The following is a 20,023-nucleotide window of genomic DNA, read 5'->3' as shown; positions in this document are numbered from 1 at the left end:
CGCACACCATCACAAGGAGGTTCGATGGCCGACATCGAGATTACCGCGACCGAGCAGTTCACCAACTTCGATCAACAGATGGCCGCACTGGTCAGTGGCTTCGACACCAGCATGGGCAGCGCGGCGGACAAGTCCGCGTCACCGGCCGCGGCCGGCGCCATGGAGGAGGGCAGGCAGTTCATGACCCAGGAGCGGCAGGCCCGCGACACGCTGGCGCAGTTCATGAGCCAGACGTCCGAGGGACTGCACGGGTACCAGACCGCTGTCGGTGCGATCAGCCAGGAGTACAACAACCTGATCGCGCTGAACAACACCACCATGAACGCGTTGCTGCAACCGGGGAAGACCCCGGCCGCCGTCAACCCTATCTTCAACTGGCCGGACGTTCTGCAGCGCCAGGCAGGAGGAAACTGATGGCCGACTACAACGCGAAGTACGGCGTGACCGCCGCCACGACGCTCGACCAGCTCGAGACGGCGGTGAACGCACTGGCGACCGTCGCCGCGGAGGAGCAGCAGCTGGTCGGTCCGCTCAACACCTCTCGCGAGATGTGGACGCGAGCGGGGCAAGGAACGATCGGCGCGGCCGGCGACCTGCGGAAGAACTCGGCGGAGCTGCTGTCGGCCTGGCGCAGTCAGGCCGACTCCTCGCTGTTCAGCTCCGCGGTGGACCGCTCGTCGAACTCCCTGATCGACGCCGGTGGGCGGATGTCGGGTGGCGCGGGTCCAGCGGCAGGCGGTGGGGTGGCGACGCTGCTGGGGCCGGTGATCGAGTACATCACCAGGACCGGCCAGGAAGCCAACCGGATCAAGGGGACGGCGCTGCAGCAGATCCAGACGGCCCGGCAGATCGCGGCGTCGCTGGCCTCCGAGCCTGGCGCGACGGTCGGCGCGGCCGACATCGAGCAACAGTACGTCGAGCAGATCCGTCCGACAGTGGCGGAGCTGGGGCAGGCGCTGAACTTGCTTGCCACCATCTACCAGGGAACCGGGCCTCAGATCGTCAGTACTGCGCAGGGCATGAAGTGGCAGGGGCCTGGTGCCAATGCCGGCGGCCAGCCGGGTGCTCGGGCAGGTGGCGCCGGTACTGGTGGCGCTGGTGCGGGCGGCGGCGGAGGCGCTGGTGGTGGCGGTGCTGGAGCCGGTGGAGCAGGCGGCGGTGGAGGCGGCGCTGGCGCCGGTGAGGCTGGAGCCGGTGGCGCGGGCGGTGGCGGCGCGGGCGGTGCAGGCGAAGCGGGAGCCGGCCCCGGTGGTGCCGGTGCAGGTGGCGCAGATGCTGGTGGAGCAGGCGCAGGTGGAGCCGGCGGCGCGGACACTGAGCTGCCGGAGCTCCCTGGTGGTGGCCTGCCAGGAGGTCTTCCGTCGTTGCCGACTGGCCCTGGCGGCACAGGTCTGGCCGGGCTGCCACCAGTGGCGACGTTGCCGAACCCGAACCTGCCGACACTGCCGACCGGTCCGAACGGCTTGCCGATCCCTCCGGGTGGTCTCCCGACCACCGGGCCGGGAAGCTTCCCCCCGTTGATCCCGCCGATCAACCCGCCCGGTGGGCCGAACAACAAGCTGCCCGCGCTGCCGCCCCTCCCCGGTGCGGGCAACGGCGCAGGCGGTGGCCACGGCAGCGGTGGAGTCGGCGGCGGCGGGCTCGGCAAGAGCCTGCGTGGTGGTCACCTCAACCTGCCGCAGATCGGTGGTACCGACCTGGCGAAGCCGGGTGGTACCGAGCTGCGTGGCGACCAGCCGATTGCACGCGCCGGCGATCAGACCAGCGCGCCGTCCCAGCCCACGACCGGACGAGCACCAGGCGCACCGGCCGGGCTCGGTGGAACCACATCGGGTACTACGGCCGCCGGCGCCGGTTCGGGCGGCGTACCGCCGATGATGCCGCCGGGCAGCGGTGCCGCAGGCGGCGGAGGCGGAGGGCGAGCCGGTAAGCCGGGCGCCGGAACGATCCGGCCGGTCAACCGCAAGCGCAAGTCACAGGACGACGAGACGCCAGGTGTCCCGCTCGGCCTCCGGGGCAAGGCCGGCAAGTCCTTGCCGGGCGGCTTCCCGATGATCCCGGCCGCAAGCCGCCGTCGCAAGGACGAGCGGGAGAAGGTCGACACCATCCAGCTCCTCGACGAGGAGCTCTGGCAGGTCGAGGAAGCCGAGGCCGCCGAGAAGCGGACCGGCCGCCTGGCCACCTGAGCGGTTCGGGCCCCGGGGACACCCCCCTCCCCGGGGTCTGAACTGGCCGCCGATCCAGGCGCGGCAAAAGGAACGGCCCGGCCATCTGAGATGGCCGGGCCGTTCTTCGTTGTCTGGTTGACAGTTGGTGGATCAGGCGACGGGTTGTACTGCGGCGGCGGGATCCAGACCAGGGCCCTGAGGGATGCGGGCTACCAGTTGGGCGGGGATTCGCAGCGGCAGCACGTCGGCGTAGCCGAGCGTCTCCAGCAGCGCCGGGTCGGCCAGCGGGTAGGCGCGGCCGAGGTCGGTGACGATGGAGATGGTTCCGGCCTGGGCCTGGTTCGACGGCATGGCTTCGACGATTGCGGCGGCGCCGGGCTCGACCAGGATCCGGTCGGCCAGGGCGGTGCCCAGTTTGCCGCGTTTGATGGTCATGGTGGCCTGGTCGCGGGACGGCATCGAGGCGTCGATCGCCACGGTGGGGACGGTGTCGCCAGGACGGTACGTCGCGCAGACCGTGCCCTGACCGTTGCGCGGGGCAACGAATTGCGGGCGGGAGCGTGGCGACTGGCCCTCGTCGGCTCGGGTCGACGGCGGTTCGGCGCGGCCCAGGGACAGCAGACCGAGGGGGATCGCGACCGGCGCCTTGCCGCCGTACGCCGCCATGTTCGGACGGTACGCGCGCTGGATGTCGTACTGCAGCGCGGTGATCGGCCGGAGCTTGTCCTTCAGCGCGACGTAGTACTGCTGAGCGCCACTCGACGTGGCCACCACGAACAGCTGCCCGACCCGGGTGGCCGCCCGATCCGGGACGGCGGTGGACGGTTTGCCCACGTCCGCGCTGCTGATCGGCGCGATGGGATCGCCGTCCGGCAGCGCGGCGACGAATGCCGCGCCGACCCTGGCCCACGGTTCCGACCCGAGCGCGAGCCCGACCGTCGTGGTGTCCGACTTCTGGATCCGGTGCCGGTAGCCCTTCCAGATCAGGTACTGATCGCCGGTCTCCATCACCGCCACCAGCATCGCGGAGTCCCCCATCGGCTGGTCCTGGCCGGGTTGCGACCCGACCATCAGGACCGACTCGCTGGTGGCCGCGCCGCTGGCGTCCAGGGCAGGCTCGGAGCACAATGTCCAGCCGCCGGTGAGCAGCCGCTTGCGATCCGGCAGCGCGTCGGGGGCGTCCTTGATCCCGATCAGCGATCCGCGCGGTACGTCGGCCAGCGACCGGCGCGACACCCGGCGCACCTCGCCGTACTTGCCCAAGGCAAGCAAAGCGGAGGCGTAGTTGGTGACCGGGTGCAGATGGCCGTCGACGTACACGAACCGGGTCCCGGTCTCCTTCTCCACCACGACGACATCGCCACCGCTCCAGGCCTTGCTGCCACCGGGCACCACCAAGCCGTAGACGCCGGCCACGACCAGCGCGAGCACGAGGATCGCCGCGCCGCCGAACGCCGCCGACAACGGCCGCTTGAACGGCGGCTGCTCCGGATCCGTCTCCCGGGTCACCAGCGCCGAGGTCATCCGCTGGACGGAGAACTGATGGGCCTGCAGCTGATCCTTCCTGGTCGCCATCTCAGCCTCCCCAGCCCCGGACGGTCCCGTACAGACCCAGTACCGCCGCCGCGACCGGGATCACGGCCAGCGTCACCATGACCTCCAGGATCTCGGCGTACCGGCTCAGGTACGGGCTCGGCCGCCGGCCGCTGTAGCGGAGGCCGAAGAAGACCGCGAGCGCGGCCAGCAGCAGCACGGCCGGTGCGATCACCGCGACCGGATCGACCAGCTCCCGGGTCAACGGACCGAGGATCAGACCAGCACCGCCGACTACGGCGGGGATCAGCAACAACAACCGCTGCTTCACGATCGGATACAACCGGGTTCGCAGGAAGGCCCCGGCGCTCAGCAGGCAGACCAGGATCGTCGCCGACCGCGTCTCGGCCATCACCAGCAGGACCTGGCAGGTGGACAGTACGACCATCAGCCCGACCAGCATCCCGGTGAGCAGCCCGTCGGCGCGGACCACAGCGCCGTACACGTGTTTGCGGGGTGGCAGCGGATCGTCGCGCACCAGGTCGGCCGTAGTACGCGGCAGGATCGGCATCGGTAGCCGCCCGAGCCGCAGCGCCAGCGAGGCGAACAGTGGCGAGAAGCCCAGCAGCAGAGCGCCCAGCATCGCTGCGACGTCCGGCCCGTCGAGCGCCGCCGACGTACCAACCCACCCTCCCAGTACGCCGAGAACGCCGACGCTGACAGCGCCGACGAACAGGACCGCGCCGTCCACGACACCGAGGTAGCAGCCCGCACCGGCGAGCATCAGAGCAGCACTGGCAGCCAGTACCTGCGGCGCGCCGATCGCCGGCCAGCTCTCCGTACCAGCCAGCAACAGCCCTCCTCCGAGTGCCGCGCACGGAAGGCCGATGCCACCGACCATGGCGCCGGCACCCGAGTCACCGACCACTCTGGCCAAGGTCGCCGCCCCGGCGACGAGCAGCAAGGCGGTGATCAGCAGCCAGCCCGCCGGCTCCTGCCAGGGCGCACCGAGTCGCAGCACGGTCGTGATGACCACCAGCAAGGCGACCGCCGCACACACCAGACCAGCCATCCTCGTGTGCCACGGCGACCAGACCGCGCCTAGCCGGCCGGACCCGGAGGCGACGGCGTCGACCAGGTCGTCGTACTCGAGCTCGGGCCACTCCAGCCGGCGCGGGACGAGGTGCAGGATCTCTCCGTCGCGGATCCGGTGCGAGCTGAGGCTCCGGCCGAGGACCAGTTCGGTGCCGTCGGCGCGGCGCAGGACCCAGCCGCCACCGGGAGCGCCCTCGTCGGCCAGCTGCTCACCGGCCTTGGTCAGTACGCCGGGCAGCACCTCGGCGACCGAGGACTGCTCGGGCAGGGCCAGGTCCAGCCGGCGCTGAGGGGTGGCAATGGTGACGCGGAGGAGACCGGTGATGTTCATGGCGCCCTTCTTTTCTTGCTCTTCGGCTCTCCCAGCCTCCGTCGTCCGGCCCGCGCCCGGGGCCGGCTGGCCTTTTCCTGCCGTCCGCCGCAGGCCCCGGCTCCGCGCGCCTACGCTCGGCCGATGACAGAGGAGGTACCGGTGATGACAGCCGAGCCACTGCTGGTGCCGGTCGGGCACGACGCCGGCGCGCGCCACGCGGCCGGCGGCGGGTGTCATCAGATCCGCGCCGGACTGGACCTGGCCGAGCTGCGAGAACCCGAGTACATCGTCTGGCTGGTTGCCCACGGCACCGATGCTCAGGCCCCGGCGACCCGCTCGTCCGTACTGCGGGACGCGACCGAACTGGAGCTGTCCGCGGCGGACGTCACGACCATCACCGACCGGCTGATCGCCGACGGGCTGCTGGCCGAGGTCTTCCCCGAGGCCGACGCCGCCGTCGACTTCGCCCGGCAGCATCAACTGGTGCCCCTGATGCTGGGGCTCGGCCCTGATCCGGAACAGCCGGCGCTGCAGACCATCGGGCTCTACGGCCGCCCTGTCCTGCAGGTCTCGGACGCGGTCTTCGATGTCTGGGAATGGGCGCAGCTGACCCCGCATCTGTGGTTCGCCTGCGAGGACGCGGCCGAGGTCGCCCGGCGGTCAGGCGTGACCGCGCCGCAGGAGGTCGACCCTCGCGGCGTGCTGGCCGGCTTGCTGCGATCGGTGCACGGCCTGCTGTGCTCCCGCGCCGCCTATCTCGATCGCCGGGAGCTCGCCGGATGACCGCGCCGATCTTCCCGGTCGGTCACTACACCGGAGCCCGGGTCGACCACGGCCGGGCCATCCACACGGTCCGGGTCGGCTGGCGTCAGCACAAGCTCGACGAGGACGCGTTCGCGTTGTGGGCGCTGGCGCACGGCGTACCGGAGAACGGGAAGGCTGCCTGGACCGAGGCCGACGTACTCCGCCGGGCCGGCGAGCTCCGACCTGGTGAAGAAGCCGTCACCGATCGACTTGGCACTCTCGCAGCGGCCGGCTTGATCACCTCGGTGGACGACGAGGAGAAGTTCTGCCGGACCCACCGGCTGGGTGTGCTGTTCGTCGGCCTGGGCAACTCCCGGCAACGGCCGGACCGGTACTCGATCGGCCTTCCCGGCCACGGCGCCGCCGCGACTGTCGACTCCAGCACCTATCAGCTGTGGCAGTGGGGCTCGGTCGTCCCGACGTTGTGGCACAGCTGCGAACTCCGCGCCACGATGACGAGCGCTGCCGGCCGTACGACGTCCGCGCTCCAGCTCGCCCCGGAGGTGCTGGGCGACCTTCGGCCCCTGATCGCGAGCGGCTGCGCCTACCTGGACATGGTCGTGACCGGATGACCGGCAGGCGGAGTACGGGCCGGTCCGCCCCCTGGATGCGAAGATGAGTACCGCGATGGCAGAGATCTCACTCAGTGCGCTGGTGCCCCGGGCCAAGGGGCCGGTCGCGTCGGTGTTCCTGATGGCGCCACCCGCTGGTGGGCGGACCACGGCGGTGAAGGTCTACCCGCAGCCGCTGGATCGCCGCACCTACGCCGGGATCGAGACCGAGCAGGCGAAGCTGGCCGGGCTGCGGTCGGCGCGGTCGATCGTGCTGGTGGACTCCCTCGACGAACTGCCCGACGGCAGGACCGGACTGCGGATGGAGTTCTGCCCGCAATCGCTGCCTGATCTGGTCAGCCGCGGGCCGCTGCCGATCGGCGACGTGATCGTGCTCGGCCAGATCCTCGCGTCGGTACTGGCGGAGGCGCACGAGCTCGGCCTGGTCCATGGCGGCGTGACGCCGGCCAACGTGCTCGAGCGAGCGTCGGGGCAACCCGCCCTGAGCGACTTCGGTACTTCGCTGCGGTTGCGGTTCCCCCGGGACCTGATGGTCGACGCGGCCTACACCGCGCCCGAGGTACTGCGGGACGGCGAGCTCTCCGAGCAGGCGGACGTCTACGGTCTGGCCGCCGTGCTCCAGCTGGCACTGACCGCGAGTTCTCCCTTCCCCACAAGGACCGGCGAGACCCTCGACGACGTCGTTCTCCGAGTACTCCGTGAGCCCGCGCCCCCGGTGTCGGGACCAGACGTTCCCTCGGCACTGACCAAGTTGCTCCAGCGCATGCTCGCCAAGGAGCCGCTCGAACGCCCGGACGCCGCCGAGGTGGCTCGGGCGCTGGAGGTGTTGCTGCTGGCTCCGGACGAGGCCGGCAACGACCTGGACTTCGACGACTTCCGCGACGAACTGGCGACGGCCCGGGTCGCCCAGATCCCGCCGCCACCGGCACCGATCAAGAGGTCGGTCAAGAAGGCCGGTCGCCAGTGGAAGAAGCCGTCCAAGTCTCTGGTGATCGCGGCAGCGGCTGTGGTCGCGTTGCTGGCCGTCGTGCCCGTGATGATGCAGCAGCCCGAGCCGAAGCAGGCCGGGCCGGCGCCGGCCCCGACCACGCCACCCATCCCGGTCCCGACCGCCACGGAGTCGTCACCGGTGCCGGCGGTCCGGCTGGAACTCAAGCCGCCCAAGGACAACGGGACCTCGGTGGTCCTCGAGTGGACCAGCTCCAAGCCGCTGGTCTACGCGGTCTACCTGGCCGAGCAGGGCGGCAAGGGCGCACAGACGACGTACAAGGGCCGGGGCACCTCGATGACGGTCAAGGTGATTCCCGGCCTGAAGTACTGCTTCGAAGTACAGGGCACGGATGCCACCGCGATCTACGTCAGCAAACCCCAGCCCATCCGCGGCGCCACCTGCCAGAACTGAGTCCTGTTCCTGCCAGTGGTCAGCAGGCCCGGAAATCGGCACTACTGTGCCCCCATGCGCGCCAGCTACCGGGACGACGCGGCGGCAAGAGTCGACCGTTGCCATCGAAGAATCTCGGCATCCCACGAGCTCCTGCAGCAACTCGCGGTCAGCACCGGGCCGGCGAAGGTCCGGGCCCATCCGACCAAACGTTCCGTTGCGACCGCCCGGCTGGAGTTCGCCGCCGCGGCCAAGGCTCAGGAGCTCCGTACGGCGGCCCTGCAACTCACCGAGGCGGCCTTGGCCGCAGCCATCGCCGTCCGGACCTTCCTGAACGAGGCGGTCGCCCCCGACCGGAAGACCCGGCGCGAGGCGCAGTCGTACGTCCGCAAGCTCCACCGGCTGGCGGCTCTGTGCGAGCGGACCACTCGCGACGCCACCGAGGCGGCCATCGCCGTGCACCCGGTAGAGAGCCGGACGACGGTGTCCGGCAAGCACCGCGGCTGACGCAGCTAGATCAGGCTGCGTACTTCGAGGGCCGCAGCAAGCCTGTCCTGCCACGGTCGAGTGCGTAGACCGCGGCGAAGCTCGCGAACGCCTGCCCAGGCAGACCTCCCCAGGTCCTCGCCCGCCGGCCCACCTGACCACAGCGCCTGATCGACCGCCTCGGCAACAACGCCCAGCCCGTTGCGAGCCTGGTTGTCAGCTACATCGGCTGAAGCCGTAGCCAGGTCGCGCACCGTCATACCCGATGTCACCGCGACGCCATGGGCCCGCAGCCGGTCCCGCGCTTCCGCCCAGGCCCCGACAACAGCAGCAGTCCCAGTACGCCGCTGACGCCGCCAAGCACGGCCGAACTTCAGCAGCGGCACCCCGACCAGCCACAGAAGCAGCAGCGACGCCAGTACGACGAACGCCCCGAGCAGCGGGACATGCAGCCCACCCCAGTCCCGGTCCTGTTCCGGATCCGCGGCCGGCGGAGGTACGACCGGATCCTCGATCTCGTTGATCGGCGGCACCTCGGCGCGCGCCTTATCCGTCACGTCCGTGTCACTACCCGGCACTACCGGCTTGCCCACCTCTGCCTGCCCTGCCGGGTCCAGCGGCCACCACCCGACGCCCTCGACCGCCACCTCGGGCCAAGCGAGCGCATCGCCGTTGTGCACCGTGTACCAGCCGTCTGCATCCGCCTTAGCCGGCGCACGGAAGCCCACGACCAGCCGAGCCGGGATACCACTGTGCCGAGCCAGTACGACGTACGCGGCCGCGAACTGCTCGCTGGTCCCCGGCTCCTTGTCCACCAGGAACCGGCTCAGCTGCGGCCACCCGTGCCCGGTGGGGAGGGGCTGACCAACAGCAAGCTTGTACTGCTTGCGAAGGTAGGTCTCCAGCGCCAGCGCCGTAGCGAAGGTAGCTCGCCGGTCGGCCAGAGCCGTCGCAGCCAGCGCAGGGATCTCATTGGGCACCGAACCGAGGTCTCCCAGCCCACCGGGCGCATCCGCGTCGACACCGGCCTGCAGCAGGTACTTCGCGTCGACGGCCGGCTTGGACCAAGTCAGGTCGTACTTGTCCGGCGCCTCGGGCACCAGCAGCGTGCCGCCGATCGGCTCGACCTGCGGCTCGACCGCACCACTCACCGACGACGGGAGAAGCTGCCCAGGCAGCCACGGACCGGCGAGTCCCAGCAACTCGACCTTCGCCTGCTGCTTGGTCACATCGACGGTCACGTCAGGCCCCGGCGGCAGCTCCGAACCGAGCCGCAGGAAGGGATGACTCGTCGTCCAGTTCGCGCCGTCGAAGTCGTCCAGCGCCACCTGCCGCCAGCGACCGACCGGGTCGGGCGACTGGTAGCGGAAGACCACCTTGTCCTTGTTGCCAACACTCAGCCGACCCGCCAACTCGTCGAGCGGGTTGGTGAGACGGGCCCGCGGAGCAGCCGCGCTCTGGGCCTGCTGCAACGTGTACGGCTGGTGCTTGGTGAAGTCGAGCGCGCTGATCACGAAGCCGCCGAGCACCGCGATCACCGTCACGATCGCCCCGGCCGCCAACGGCGTCAGCGACCCGGTACTCCGGGCCTTGTCGTCGCGGGCAGCTCGATCCGGCAGCAACAGCGCGGCGACCACGAGACCGTAGCCGAGGGCAACCAATACCGCCATGCCGCCGGTCAGCGCGATGTAGAGCTGGCTGATGCCGACCACTGCGAGACCGGGCAGCATGGCGGTCAGCGGCGGAGTACGATCCAGCAGTTCCAGACCCAGCAGGCAGGCCAGCAACACGAGCAGCGGGATGAACAGCACCAGATCGGCGTCCGGCCTGGCGGGCCAGGTGGACTCCAGCGTCAGCTGCCAGGAGGTCAGCCCGCGGCCAAGCGCTCGCACGGATTCGGCCGTCGGCAGGCCGGCCACGGTCGTCGTTCGCAGTACGGTCTCGATGATCGCGAGGACCCCAGCGAGCACGACGAGGATCGGACGCCAGGTCAGCAAAGACGGCACTGCACGGCAGAGCTCGGTGATCAGGTAGGCGACCAGGCACACCGCGCCCACCGGCAGCAGCAACGAGGTCACGCCGAAGACCGGTCCGAAGCACAGGCCTGCGACGAAGGCTGAGCCGAGCACCGCCAGCGTGCGGCGACGGGTGCTCACTCGATCACCCCGCTCCACTGCTGCAATGCTTCCGCGGCGTCCGGGGCCAGGATGACCCGCGCGCCGAGGATCGGCGCGACGCCGTGCACCGGCCCGAGGCCGAGCACGGTCACCGAGCTGTACCTGACCAGCAGCGGCGCGAGATCGCTGGCCGTCCCGTGGACTCCGGTGACGACCACGATCGCTCCACCGCTCGACGGTCCCCTGGTCAGCGACGCGGGCAGCAGCCCCACGCGGTCCTCCGTCCGGGTCGCGATGCAGAGCTCGTCGAGAAACTGCCGGGAGGCCAGCGCGCCGCCCGGAGCCGCCAGGTCGGCGCCGGCCGAGGTCAGCAGCCGGCACCGGTGGCCGGCCATCGAGGCGGCGAACAGGATCGAGGCGACCACCTCGGCCGCCTCCTCAAAGCTTGCTTCAGGCAACGACTCGGCGCGGGTGTCCAGCAGCACGGTGAGTCTGGGCTGGTCCGGGTCGACGAAGTCGCGGACCATCAGCTGTCCGGTCCGGGCGGTCGCCTTCCAGTGCAGGTGCCGGACCTCGTCGCCGACGACGTACGGGCGGACGTCGCGCAGGTCGGACGAGCCGCGCAGCGAGTCGTCCGCGGTCCGGCCGACGTGGTGGTGCCGGGGCCGGCCGGCCACGACGGTGCGGGTGGCGTGCCGCTTGGGATGCACCCACAGGGTGGCGGTCTCGCCGGTGGGCAGGCGGTTCACGGCCAGGCCGAGCGGGTCGGTGCGTTCGAGGGTGAGCGGACCGACCTCGATCCGGCCGCGACGCGAGGTCGGCAGCTCGTACCGGTACGTCGCTTCACCGTCCGGCGCGATCCGGCGGATCCGGACCAGCTGACGGTCGGCGCCGGCCGAGTCGTGAGCGGTGAAGGCCGGCTGCCAGCGGGAGCCGGTGTTGCGGACCCGCAGCGTCGCGAGGGCGGGTCGTCCGCGCTCGACCCGGTCCGGGGTCAGTCCTCGCTGCACCGACACGTGCGGCTGGCGGACGGTGAGGACGGTCGCGGCGATCAACGCGCCGAGGCCGATCCCGCCGAGGGCCCGGAAGAACGGGTAGCCGCCGAATTCGCCCAGCACGTACGCGGCGATCGATGCCACCAGTACCGCCACACCACGCCCGGTCAGTCGCATCGCTACCTCACCAGTCCAGGGTGTTGGACTTGGGCAGAATGCCCGGTCCGGTCGCGGTGACGTAGACCTGGCCCTCGGTGTCGTCGTTGTAGAACTTCTGCACGTCGATCACTCCCTGGGCGTTCGACGTGATCCCTTCCGGGCCTTCCTTGTGCAGCTCACCGTAGTTCGTGGTGTGCCCCTGGAACATGTACTCCGTGTTCGGCTGCAGCCCGGTGGCGCGGATGTGGATGTTGAAGCACTTCCCCGGCTCGCAGACGTCCGGATCGCTGTTCACCGCGGTGCCCTTGCTGATCGTCAGCGTCGAGGCGCCACCGCCCGCGCTGGGAGTCGCGCTGACTGTGGCGATCGCACCGACCAGGATCCGGCCGTCAGGCGCTCGTGTGACGACCGTGACCGCAAAGGTGTAGCGCTTGCCGTTGGTCAACCCCGCCCAGCGGTAGCTGGTCGCGGTGGTGTTCTTCGGATCGCCGTCCTGGCTGATGCCGTAGCGGATCAGCTGACCGCCGTTCAGATTCGGCCGGCTCCACGACAGCGTGACCGCGCCGGTCGACGGCGTCGCCTTCAGCCCGACCACCGCGTCGGCCGCGCCCGCGAGGGTGATCCGTGCGCTGGAGCTTCCGGGGCCGGTACCGACGCGGTTCACCGCTCGCACGGTGAAGGTGTAGGCGCTGCCGTTGGTCAGGCCGGTGATGGCGGCCGTCCGGGCCGAGGCCGTGGCCGGCTTGCTGCCGCCGGCCCAGGAGATCAGGTACGACGTGATCGCCGCGCCGTTGGCGGGCGCCGCGTTCCACGTCACCGTTGCCGATCCGTCGCCCGCCCTGGCGGCGACGGCGCCGGGAGCGCCGGGCCTGGTCGCCACCGAGGTCGGCGGCGGAGTCGAGGGCTTCGGTGACGGTGGGGTGGAGGGCTTCGGGGCCGGCGGCTTCTGGGTCGTCGGCGGCACGACTGGTGGGGTGCTCTTCCGCGGTGGGACGACGGGCTGGGTGCTGGGTGGTTCGACCGGTTGGGTCTTCGGCGGATCCACCGGCTGGGTCTTCGGCGGATCGACCGGCTTCGTCGGTTTCGTCGGTTTCGTCGGAAGGACCGGCGGCTCGGTCGGCTGGACGGCCGGGGGTGGCGTCGGCGGCTGCGAAGGGGGTGTCACGGGCACGACCGGCTTGCGCACGGTCGGGGTGGACGGCTTCGGCGGGACCGGGGTCGGCTGCTCGGCCGGCTTCTTCGCCGGACCGGTCGCCTCCACCTCGGTCACCAGACCGTTGCCATCGACAACCATTACGTGCTCGCCCGCCTGGCTGTCCAGGTAGAGCCGCGAGTCCGCCCCGCGGGTCAGCGTCGGCCGGTCGGCCGGATCGGCGCCGGCCTGCTTCGAGGCCGCCGGGATCTTGCGCGGGGCAGTCTGCTCGACGCCGTCGCGGTCCAGCGTCACCAGGGTTCCGTCGGCCGTGTTGATCAGCGCGAGCCCGTCACCCGACGAGGCCAGCTGCTCGTACTTGCCGGGCTTGAGCTGCCGGACCACCGGCTTGCCGGCCGGATCGGCGCTGGTCAGACCGGCCGTGTCCACCAACTGCAGCAGGTTCTTGCGGGGATCGAGGATCGCCACCCGGCCGGCCACGTCGTCGGCCGCGACGATCGCACCCGGGGCGATCTCCAGTCCGCTGAGCGAAACCACCCGGCCGAGGCCGTCCTTGCTCACGGCCCGCATCTCCCGGGCGGTGGTGTCGACGAACACCGGCTGGTCGTCGACCAGGGTCAGCGAACCGACGTGCCCGCTCGGCAGCTTCGCAGTACAGGATAGCCGGGCCGCGTCCAGCGGCAGCTCACACAGCTGCCCGGACGACAGTCCGTGCACCCACAGCGTCCCGTCCGCGGTCACCACCGACTGGCCGAGCTGACCGTCGGCGACGATCGCGGCCGGGTTCTCGCCCAGCCGGCTGATCTTGCCCGACTGCGGATAGATCGCGTACGCCGCGCCGGCCGCCTCCAGGCCGATCGGGATCTCGTCCGGTGGCGCGGGCAGCGGGTCCGCCACCCGCAGATCGGACTTGGACCACTCAGTGGTCGAGCCCTGGGACAGCACGAAGCCGCTCTTGTCCGTCTCCACCACCCGGGTGCCGGGGCCGGCGCTCGGGACCGGCAACTGGCCGTCGACGGCCTTCGTGTCACCGTTGATGTGGAAGACCGTGCCGAGGGTCCGGTTGTAGACCAGGTGACCGGAGTGCAGGAACTTGGTCCCGGCACTGCTCGTCCCGGTCCCGGACACGGCGATCACGGTCACCGTCATGCAGGCAGCGACCACGCTGGCCAGCGCTGCCCGGCCACGCCAGACTCCGGCCGCAGGCGCCTGCTCGCGGTCGGGCACCACTCGGCGTAGTACAGCGGTGACAGCCTTCATGGCGTTCAAAGTAGGACCCCCGTGTCCAGCTCAGGTACAGATCCGATCCAGGCGCCGCCGGGTCAGCCGACGCTCGCGGTCGGCGCCGGGGTCGCGGCCAGCACCTCGTCGACGACCGAGGACGGCGGCCGCTGGCTCAGCTCGGCGTCGGGCGTGAGGACCAACCGGTGGGCGAGCACCGAGAGGGCGATCTGCTTGACGTCGTCCGGCGTGGTGAAGGCCCGGCCGTCGGTGGCGGCGTACGCGCGGGCGGCCCGGACCAGCGCGATGCTGCCGCGGGGGCTGGCGCCGTACCGGACTGCGGTGTGCTCGCGGGTCGCCGACGCGAGCTTCACGGCGTACGAGCTGATCGCGGGGTCGACGTGCACCGAGCGGACAGCGGCGATCGCGTTGCGCAGCGCCGGGACGTCGATCACCGGGCTGAGCGAGTCCGGCCCGATCCGGCCGGTGTCGCCGAGCACGATCCGGACCTCGGCGTCGTGGTCGGGGTAGCCGATCTCGATCCGCATCAGGAACCGGTCGAGCTGCGCCTCGGGCAGCCGGTAGGTGCCCTCCATCTCGATCGGGTTCTGGGTGCCGATCACCAGGAACGGGTCCGGCACCGCGCGGGTGATCGAGTCGACCGTGACCCGGCGCTCGGCCATCACCTCGAGCAGCGCGGACTGCGTCTTCGGCGTACCGCGGTTGATCTCGTCGGCGACCACGACGTTGGCGAAGATGCCGCCCGGGTGGAACTCGAACGACTCGTTGCCCTGGTGGTAGACCATCACGCCGGTGATGTCACCGGGCAGCAGATCGGGGGTGAACTGGATCCGGTTCCAGGTCGCGTCGATGCTGCGCGCGATGCACCGGGCCAGCGTGGTCTTGCCGAGGCCGGGCACGTCCTCGATCAGCAGGTGCCCCTCGGCGAACAGCGCGGTCAGCGCGAGCCGGACCACCTCCGGCTTGCCGTGGATCACCTTCTGCAGGTTGTCCGCGACCAGCCGGTACGCCTCGCCGGGGGGAATCGTTGCACTCATCAACTACTCCAGGTGAACTTGTTGGACGTGACGGGAGTCTCGCCGTCCGCGGTGGCCACCACCCAGACCTGCTGGCCCGGGGCGTCGGTGGCGAACCGGTCGTCGATCACGATGCTGCCGGACGAGTCGGTGGTCAGGGATGCGCCGGGGTTCGACGGCGTCCACTCGGTGGTGAACGGCTGGAAGAAGTAGGCGGTGTTGGGTTTCAGGCCTCTGCCGACGACCTTGATGAACGCGCAGCCGGGCGGCTCGCAACTCCGCTCGCCGCCGTCACCATGGGTCGTGTCCGCACCTCGCGAGGCCGTCAAGCTCGCATCCGAGCCGGTGTCGCCGCCACCCAGCTTGACCGTCCGGCTCGCGATCTTGCCGGTCACCAGCCGCCCCTGCGGATCAGTGACGACAGCCCGCACGGTGACCCGGTACGTCGCTCCGCTGGTCAGCCCGGTGATCGTGTGACTGGTCGTGGTCGCCGTCTCGCCCTTGCTCGTACCGTTGCCTTGGACAACGTTCACGGCGACGTCGTACCCGCGCAGCGTGCCGCCGTGCAGGTCGGGCCGGGTCCATCTCATCGTCACCCGGTCGCTGCCGGCCGTGACGGTGAAGCCCGCCGGCGCGTCAGGCGCACCGCCGTCGGGCACCAGCCGCGCGGTGCTGCTGCCCGCACCCACACCGACGCGGTTCACTGCGCGCACGGTGAACGTGTACGCGGTGCCGTTGGTCAGCCCGGTGACATTGATGCTTCGTGCCGTCGCCGGCAATGAGCGGCTGCCACCGTTCCAGCTGACCTGGTACGCCGTGATCGCGGCGCCGTTGGCCGCGGCCGCCTCCCAGTTGACCAGCACCGAGGAGACGCCGGCCTTGCCGGACACGCTGCGCGGTGCTCCCGGCTTGCCCGCCTGCACTGCCGGCTTGGTGGGCGGCGGTGGCGGCGGGGTCGTCCTCGGTGGCGGTGCCGGCTTGGTCGGCTCGCTGCTCGGCTTGGTGGTCGTCGGCTTCGCGGTGGGCTGGGTGGGCTGCTCGGTCTGCTTCGGCGGCTTGCTCGTCCGGGGGTTCTGCGGCTTCGGCTGCTCGGGCGGCCTGGTCTGCTCCTCGGTCGGCTGCTGCGTGGGCTGCTGGGCCGGTGGCTGCGTGGGCTGCTGGGTCGGCTGTTGCGTGGGTCCTTGGGTCGGGCGCTGGGTCGGCTTGCCGGTGGGCTTCGACTCGGGCTTGGGCTGCTTCGGCTTCTCCGGCAGCGGGCTGCCCGTGTCGACCGGCGTGACGTCGCCGCTGTCGTCGACCACCATCACCTGCTCGCCGGAGCGGCTCGCGACGTACAGGCGGGTGTCGCCGCCGCGGAACAGGCCGGAGTGGTCGTCCTTGCCGACCACCGCCTTCTTCGACGGCGGCGGGATCTGCCGCTTGGCCTTCTCGTGGCCGTCGCGATCGACCGTGACCAAGGTGTCCGTGCTGTCGTCGATCAACGCGAGGCTGTTGCCGGACGAGGCGATCCGGTCGTACCGGCCGGTGCTCAGCGTCGTCTCGATCGGCGCCGCGTCGGGCTTGCCGGTGGTCAGTTGCGCGGTGTCGATCAGGTGCAGCACATTGCGCTGCGGGTCGACGATCGCGACCCGGCCGGCCACGTCGTTCTGCGCGATCACCGAACTGCCCGGCAACTGCGGCATCGGCAACGCGACCTGGCGGCCCAGCCCGTCCTCGTCCACGCCGTACATCGCGCTGCCGGTGGTGTCGACGAAGACGACCCGGTCGTCACCGATCAGCGTCAGCGCGCCGGTATGACCCTGCGGCGCCTTGGCGGGACAGGACAGCCGATCCGCGTCGACCGGCAACTGACACAGCTGGCCGGTGTCCGTCCGGTGCACCCACAGCGTGCCCGCGGCGGTGACAACCGGCGGACCGAGCGGTACGCCGGGATTCTCCACGGCGGGCCGGTCGCCCATCCGCACGATGCTGCCCTGCTGCCGGTAGATCGCGAAGACGGCGCCACCTGCCGCGAGGCCGACAGCCTGCTCGCCGGTCGGCGCCGGCCGGGGGTCGAGCACCCGCAGGTCCGACTTGCCGAACTCGTAGATGCGGCCTTGCGCGAGCGCGAACCCGCTCTGGTCCGACTCGACGATCTGGGTGCCCGGACCGGCGCCCGGCAGCGGGACCTGGCCGTCGACGTTCTTGGTCGACCCGTTCACGTGGAAGATCGTGCCGAGGGTGCTGTTGTAGATCCACTGGCCGTGTTTGGCGAACTTGAGTCCGGGCGAGGCGTTGCCCGCGCCCGCGACGGCCACTCCGGTGACGACGATGCACACCGCCACCACCGCGGCGAGCGCGGCCCGCGGGCGCCAGCCCTCCGAACGCCAGCCGTCGGTACGCCCACGCCGTCCGGTCCGGGTCGAGCCCGGCTCACGCGGCGTGAAGCGACGACTCGGCACCGTGAGCGGCTTCACACGTCGAGGCTAGATCACACCGGGTACAGTCCGCGTCCAAATCCGGTCCAGTCACCCGGATTCTGCCTGTTCTTCCGGCTCAGCTGTCCGGCCAGGTGAGGTAGTTCGAGGTGACCAGGCCACCTGGGCCGTCCATCGTCACGTGAATCTCCTGACCGACTGCCGAGTTGTGGAACTTGTCCATCTCGATCGTGCCGTCGGCATCGGATCTCAGCTGGTACCCGCCCTTGTGCATCTCGCCCCGCCCGCTGGCGTAGGCGCGGAAGGTGTAGGTCGTGTTCGGCTGCAGGTTGCGGGCGCGCAGGTGGATGTACGCGCACCCGGACTCGCCCTTCGGGCAGTTGGAGTCGGTCTTGTCGGTCGAGTCCCCGTGACTGATCTGGAGTGTCGCGGGCGGCGGCTTGGGTGCCGGCGGCGTAGCGGACCTCGTCGCGGCGGCGCTGGTCAACTGGCGTCCGTCGGGGGTCCTGGTCACCGCTCGTACCTCGAAGGTGTAGCTGCGGCCGTTGGTCAGGCCGGTCCACTGGTAGCTGGTCGACGAGGTCTGCCTGACCGTGCCGCCCTGCGTGACGGTGTAGTGCAGGAGGGTTCCGCCGTTGAGCGCTGGACGGTTCCACGCCAACGACACGGCTCCGGGGGTTGCAGTCGCGGTGAGGCCGGCTGGCTGGCCGGGGGCGGCCGCAAGTGTGATCCGTGCGGTGGAGGCGCCTGCGCCGCTGCCTGCGCTGTTCACCGCCCGGACTGTGAAGACGTACGACTGGCCGTTCGTCAGGCCGGTCACCGTGGCAGTGCGGGTGGAGCCGCTGGTAGTAAGGCTGGAACCGGGCCAGCTGACGACGTACGAGGTGATTGCCGCTCCGTTGGGGGCGGCCGCGGTCCAGCTGACTACGGCTGAGCCGTCGCCGGCCCTGCCGGTGACGCCGCCCGGGGCACCGGGCTTTCCGGCGACAACCGGCGGCTTCGTCGGCGGGGGCACTGTTGGCGGCGGTGTGCTCGGCTTGGCCGGGGGCTTCGTGGTTGGGGGCTGTGTCGGCGGCGTGCTCGGCTTCACCGGTGGCTTCGTCGGCGGCGGCGTGCTCGGCTTGGCAGCGGGCACGCTCGGCTTGGTCTGCCGCGGATTCTTGGTCGGCGGCGGGTTCTTGGTCGTCGGCGCTGACGGTCTCTCAGTCGACTCAGTGGCTGGGTCAGTCGGCTGCTCCGGTAGGCCCTGCTCCGGCGGCTCGGTACTGGCCGGCGGCTCGGTCGGCTTGCTGCTTGGCCGGCCAGATGGCGTGCTGGGCGGCGGCTCGACCGGCGGTGGCGTGCTCTTCGGCGGCTCGACCGGCTTCGGGGTGACCCGGCCGCCACGCTTGTCGACCTGGCCGGACACGTCGACGTCGGTGACCTCACCGTCGAGGTCGACCACCATCACGTGCTCGCCGGCCCGGCTGTCGACGTACAGGCGGGAATCCCCGCCACGGAACAGCACGGACCGATCCTCCGGGCCGGTCTTCGCCTGTGCGGACGGCGGTGGGATCCTGCGCAGCGCGCGCTCGTCGCCGTTGCGATCCAGCGTCATCAACGTGTCGGTGGTGGTGTCGATCAACGCCAGACCGTCACCGGAGGAGGCGAGCTGCTCGTACTTGCCCGGCCGGAGCTTCTTGACCACCGGCGGCGCCGGGGTCCGGCCGCTGGTCAGCGATGCCGCGTCCACCAGTTGCAGCAGGCCCTTGTCCGGGTTGATCATCGCGACCCGGCCGCTGAGGTCGTTCGGCGCCACCAGCGTGGCCGGGGAGACGTCCAGCTGGGCGAACGTCGCCGCCCGCCCGAGACCGTCGTCGTCGACGGCCCGCAGCTCCTTCGCGGTCAGGTCCACCACAACCGGCTGATCACCGACCAAGGTCAGCACTCCGGTGTGTCCCGCCGCGAGTTTCGCACCGCAGGCAAGGCGATCGGCCTGCAACGGCAGCCGGCAGATCTCGCCAGTGGCGACCCGGTTCACCCAGAGCGTCCCGGTCGAGGTCACCACCGGCTGACCGAGCACGCCGTCGATCGACGCCGCCGCCGGCTTCTCACCGAACCGCTGGATCTTCCCGGCCTGCCGATAGACGGCGTACGCCGCCCCGGCGGCCTCCAGGCCCACCGGACGCCCAGCGGCCGGTACCGGCAACGGGTCGGCGACCTGCAGATCCGACTTGCCGAACTCGATCGTGCCGTTCTCGGCCAGCACGAAACCGCTCTTGTCCGTCTGTACCACCTGCGAGCCCGGAGCGGCGCCGGGCACCGGCACCCGCCCGTCGATGTTCTTCGTGCCGCCGTCCAGGTGGAAGACGGTCCGCAGCGTGCTGTTGTAGATCAGGTGGCCCGACTGGACGAACTTCATCCCGGCCGGTGCAGTGCCTGCCCCCGTTACGGCGAACCCGGTCACCGTCACGCACACTGCGACGACGCCGGCGAGCGCCACCCGGCCGCGCCGGTCCCGCGCGCCGACGGTGCCGCCGCGACGGCGGAGGCGACCGATCAGCTCGGAGACAGCGTTCACCCATTCACGGTA

At 70.9% G+C, this 20,023-nt stretch carries 14 protein-coding genes; 6 read left to right on the top strand and 8 right to left on the bottom strand.

What is annotated here, in order from left to right:
* Positions 1-24 precede the first annotated feature (24 nt).
* Together AB0P21_RS37005 and AB0P21_RS37000 are read left to right on the top strand one after the other, a co-directional pair.
* A complete protein-coding gene (locus AB0P21_RS37005; RefSeq protein WP_363703366.1) occupies positions 25-414 on the top strand; it encodes a hypothetical protein in 390 nt (129 codons plus the stop codon).
* Entirely contained in the window at positions 414-2,186 is a 1,773-nt protein-coding gene (locus AB0P21_RS37000) for a hypothetical protein (protein WP_363703364.1), read from the top strand. Before AB0P21_RS37005 ends, AB0P21_RS37000 begins: the two co-directional genes overlap by 1 nt.
* A 132-nt stretch (positions 2,187-2,318) precedes the next feature.
* Here the strand turns inward: AB0P21_RS37000 and eccB are convergent, their stop codons facing one another.
* Both eccB and eccD read right to left on the bottom strand, forming a co-directional pair.
* The gene (eccB, locus tag AB0P21_RS36995) at positions 2,319-3,743 is read right to left on the bottom strand and encodes a type VII secretion protein EccB (RefSeq protein WP_363703362.1); all 1,425 of its coding nucleotides are present in this window, start codon (positions 3,741-3,743) and stop codon (positions 2,319-2,321) included.
* A 1-nt stretch (position 3,744) separates the two neighbouring features.
* Entirely contained in the window at positions 3,745-5,127 is a 1,383-nt protein-coding gene (gene eccD, locus AB0P21_RS36990; protein ID WP_363703360.1) for a type VII secretion integral membrane protein EccD, read from the bottom strand.
* Between the two features lie 123 nt (positions 5,128-5,250).
* Here eccD and AB0P21_RS36985 point away from each other — a divergent pair, with 123 nt between their 5' ends.
* The 4 genes from AB0P21_RS36985 to AB0P21_RS36970 are packed head-to-tail and all read left to right on the top strand — an operon-like array spanning position 5,251 to position 8,373.
* On the top strand, positions 5,251-5,892 hold the full coding sequence (locus AB0P21_RS36985) for a hypothetical protein (protein WP_363703358.1): 642 nt from the start codon (positions 5,251-5,253) through the stop codon (positions 5,890-5,892).
* A complete protein-coding gene (locus tag AB0P21_RS36980; protein ID WP_363703356.1) occupies positions 5,889-6,485 on the top strand; it encodes a hypothetical protein in 597 nt (198 codons plus the stop codon). Before AB0P21_RS36985 ends, AB0P21_RS36980 begins: the two co-directional genes overlap by 4 nt.
* A gap of 43 nt (positions 6,486-6,528) precedes the next feature.
* Positions 6,529-7,887 carry a protein kinase gene (locus tag AB0P21_RS36975; RefSeq protein ID WP_363703354.1) on the top strand — a complete coding sequence of 453 codons (1,359 nt, stop codon included), beginning with the start codon at positions 6,529-6,531 and terminating at the stop codon, positions 7,885-7,887.
* A 54-nt stretch (positions 7,888-7,941) separates the two neighbouring features.
* A complete protein-coding gene (locus AB0P21_RS36970) occupies positions 7,942-8,373 on the top strand; it encodes a hypothetical protein (protein ID WP_363703352.1) in 432 nt (143 codons plus the stop codon).
* Positions 8,374-8,378: 5 nt separating this feature from the next.
* Here AB0P21_RS36970 and AB0P21_RS36965 read toward each other — a convergent pair whose 3' ends face one another.
* From AB0P21_RS36965 to AB0P21_RS36940, 6 genes are all read right to left on the bottom strand, one after another.
* On the bottom strand, positions 8,379-10,508 hold the full coding sequence (locus AB0P21_RS36965; protein ID WP_363703350.1) for a DUF3488 and transglutaminase-like domain-containing protein: 2,130 nt from the start codon (positions 10,506-10,508) through the stop codon (positions 8,379-8,381).
* A complete protein-coding gene (locus AB0P21_RS36960; protein WP_363703348.1) occupies positions 10,505-11,641 on the bottom strand; it encodes a DUF58 domain-containing protein in 1,137 nt (378 codons plus the stop codon). The genes AB0P21_RS36965 and AB0P21_RS36960 overlap by 4 nt, the downstream gene beginning before the upstream one ends.
* Before the next feature lie 7 nt (positions 11,642-11,648).
* Positions 11,649-14,036, bottom strand: coding sequence for a fibronectin type III domain-containing protein (locus AB0P21_RS36955; RefSeq protein WP_363703346.1), 2,388 nt, complete (start codon positions 14,034-14,036; stop codon positions 11,649-11,651).
* Between the two features lie 62 nt (positions 14,037-14,098).
* Positions 14,099-15,055 carry a MoxR family ATPase gene (locus AB0P21_RS36950; protein ID WP_363703344.1) on the bottom strand — a complete coding sequence of 319 codons (957 nt, stop codon included), beginning with the start codon at positions 15,053-15,055 and terminating at the stop codon, positions 14,099-14,101.
* A complete protein-coding gene (locus tag AB0P21_RS36945) occupies positions 15,055-17,490 on the bottom strand; it encodes a fibronectin type III domain-containing protein (RefSeq protein WP_363703342.1) in 2,436 nt (811 codons plus the stop codon). Before AB0P21_RS36945 ends, AB0P21_RS36950 begins: the two co-directional genes overlap by 1 nt.
* Positions 17,491-17,569: 79 nt before the next feature.
* Positions 17,570-20,011 (bottom strand): fibronectin type III domain-containing protein, encoded by a 2,442-nt coding sequence (locus tag AB0P21_RS36940; protein ID WP_363703340.1) that lies wholly within the window; start codon positions 20,009-20,011, stop codon positions 17,570-17,572.
* Positions 20,012-20,023: the final 12 nt, after the last annotated feature.

This window comes from Kribbella sp. NPDC056861 (genome assembly GCF_040687575.1).
Classification (GTDB): Bacteria; Actinomycetota; Actinomycetes; order Propionibacteriales; family Kribbellaceae; genus Kribbella.
This window is presented reverse-complemented; position numbering and strand designations above follow the sequence as displayed.

What these genes read in the sequence shown, in the direction of transcription:
- AB0P21_RS36970 (WP_363703352.1), top strand. Translation starts at nt 7,942, where the DNA reads ATGCGCGCCAGCTACCGGGACGACGCGGCGGCAAGAGTCGACCGTTGC.
- AB0P21_RS36980 (WP_363703356.1), top strand. Translation starts at nt 5,889, where the DNA reads ATGACCGCGCCGATCTTCCCGGTCGGTCACTACACCGGAGCCCGGGTC.
- AB0P21_RS36955 (WP_363703346.1), bottom strand. Translation starts at nt 14,036, where the DNA reads ATGAAGGCTGTCACCGCTGTACTACGCCGAGTGGTGCCCGACCGCGAG.
- AB0P21_RS36960 (WP_363703348.1), bottom strand. Translation starts at nt 11,641, where the DNA reads ATGCGACTGACCGGGCGTGGTGTGGCGGTACTGGTGGCATCGATCGCC.
- eccD (WP_363703360.1), bottom strand. Translation starts at nt 5,127, where the DNA reads ATGAACATCACCGGTCTCCTCCGCGTCACCATTGCCACCCCTCAGCGC.
- AB0P21_RS37000 (WP_363703364.1), top strand. Translation starts at nt 414, where the DNA reads ATGGCCGACTACAACGCGAAGTACGGCGTGACCGCCGCCACGACGCTC.
- AB0P21_RS37005 (WP_363703366.1), top strand. Translation starts at nt 25, where the DNA reads ATGGCCGACATCGAGATTACCGCGACCGAGCAGTTCACCAACTTCGAT.
- AB0P21_RS36975 (WP_363703354.1), top strand. Translation starts at nt 6,529, where the DNA reads ATGAGTACCGCGATGGCAGAGATCTCACTCAGTGCGCTGGTGCCCCGG.
- eccB (WP_363703362.1), bottom strand. Translation starts at nt 3,743, where the DNA reads ATGGCGACCAGGAAGGATCAGCTGCAGGCCCATCAGTTCTCCGTCCAG.
- AB0P21_RS36950 (WP_363703344.1), bottom strand. Translation starts at nt 15,055, where the DNA reads ATGAGTGCAACGATTCCCCCCGGCGAGGCGTACCGGCTGGTCGCGGAC.
- AB0P21_RS36985 (WP_363703358.1), top strand. Translation starts at nt 5,251, where the DNA reads ATGACAGAGGAGGTACCGGTGATGACAGCCGAGCCACTGCTGGTGCCG.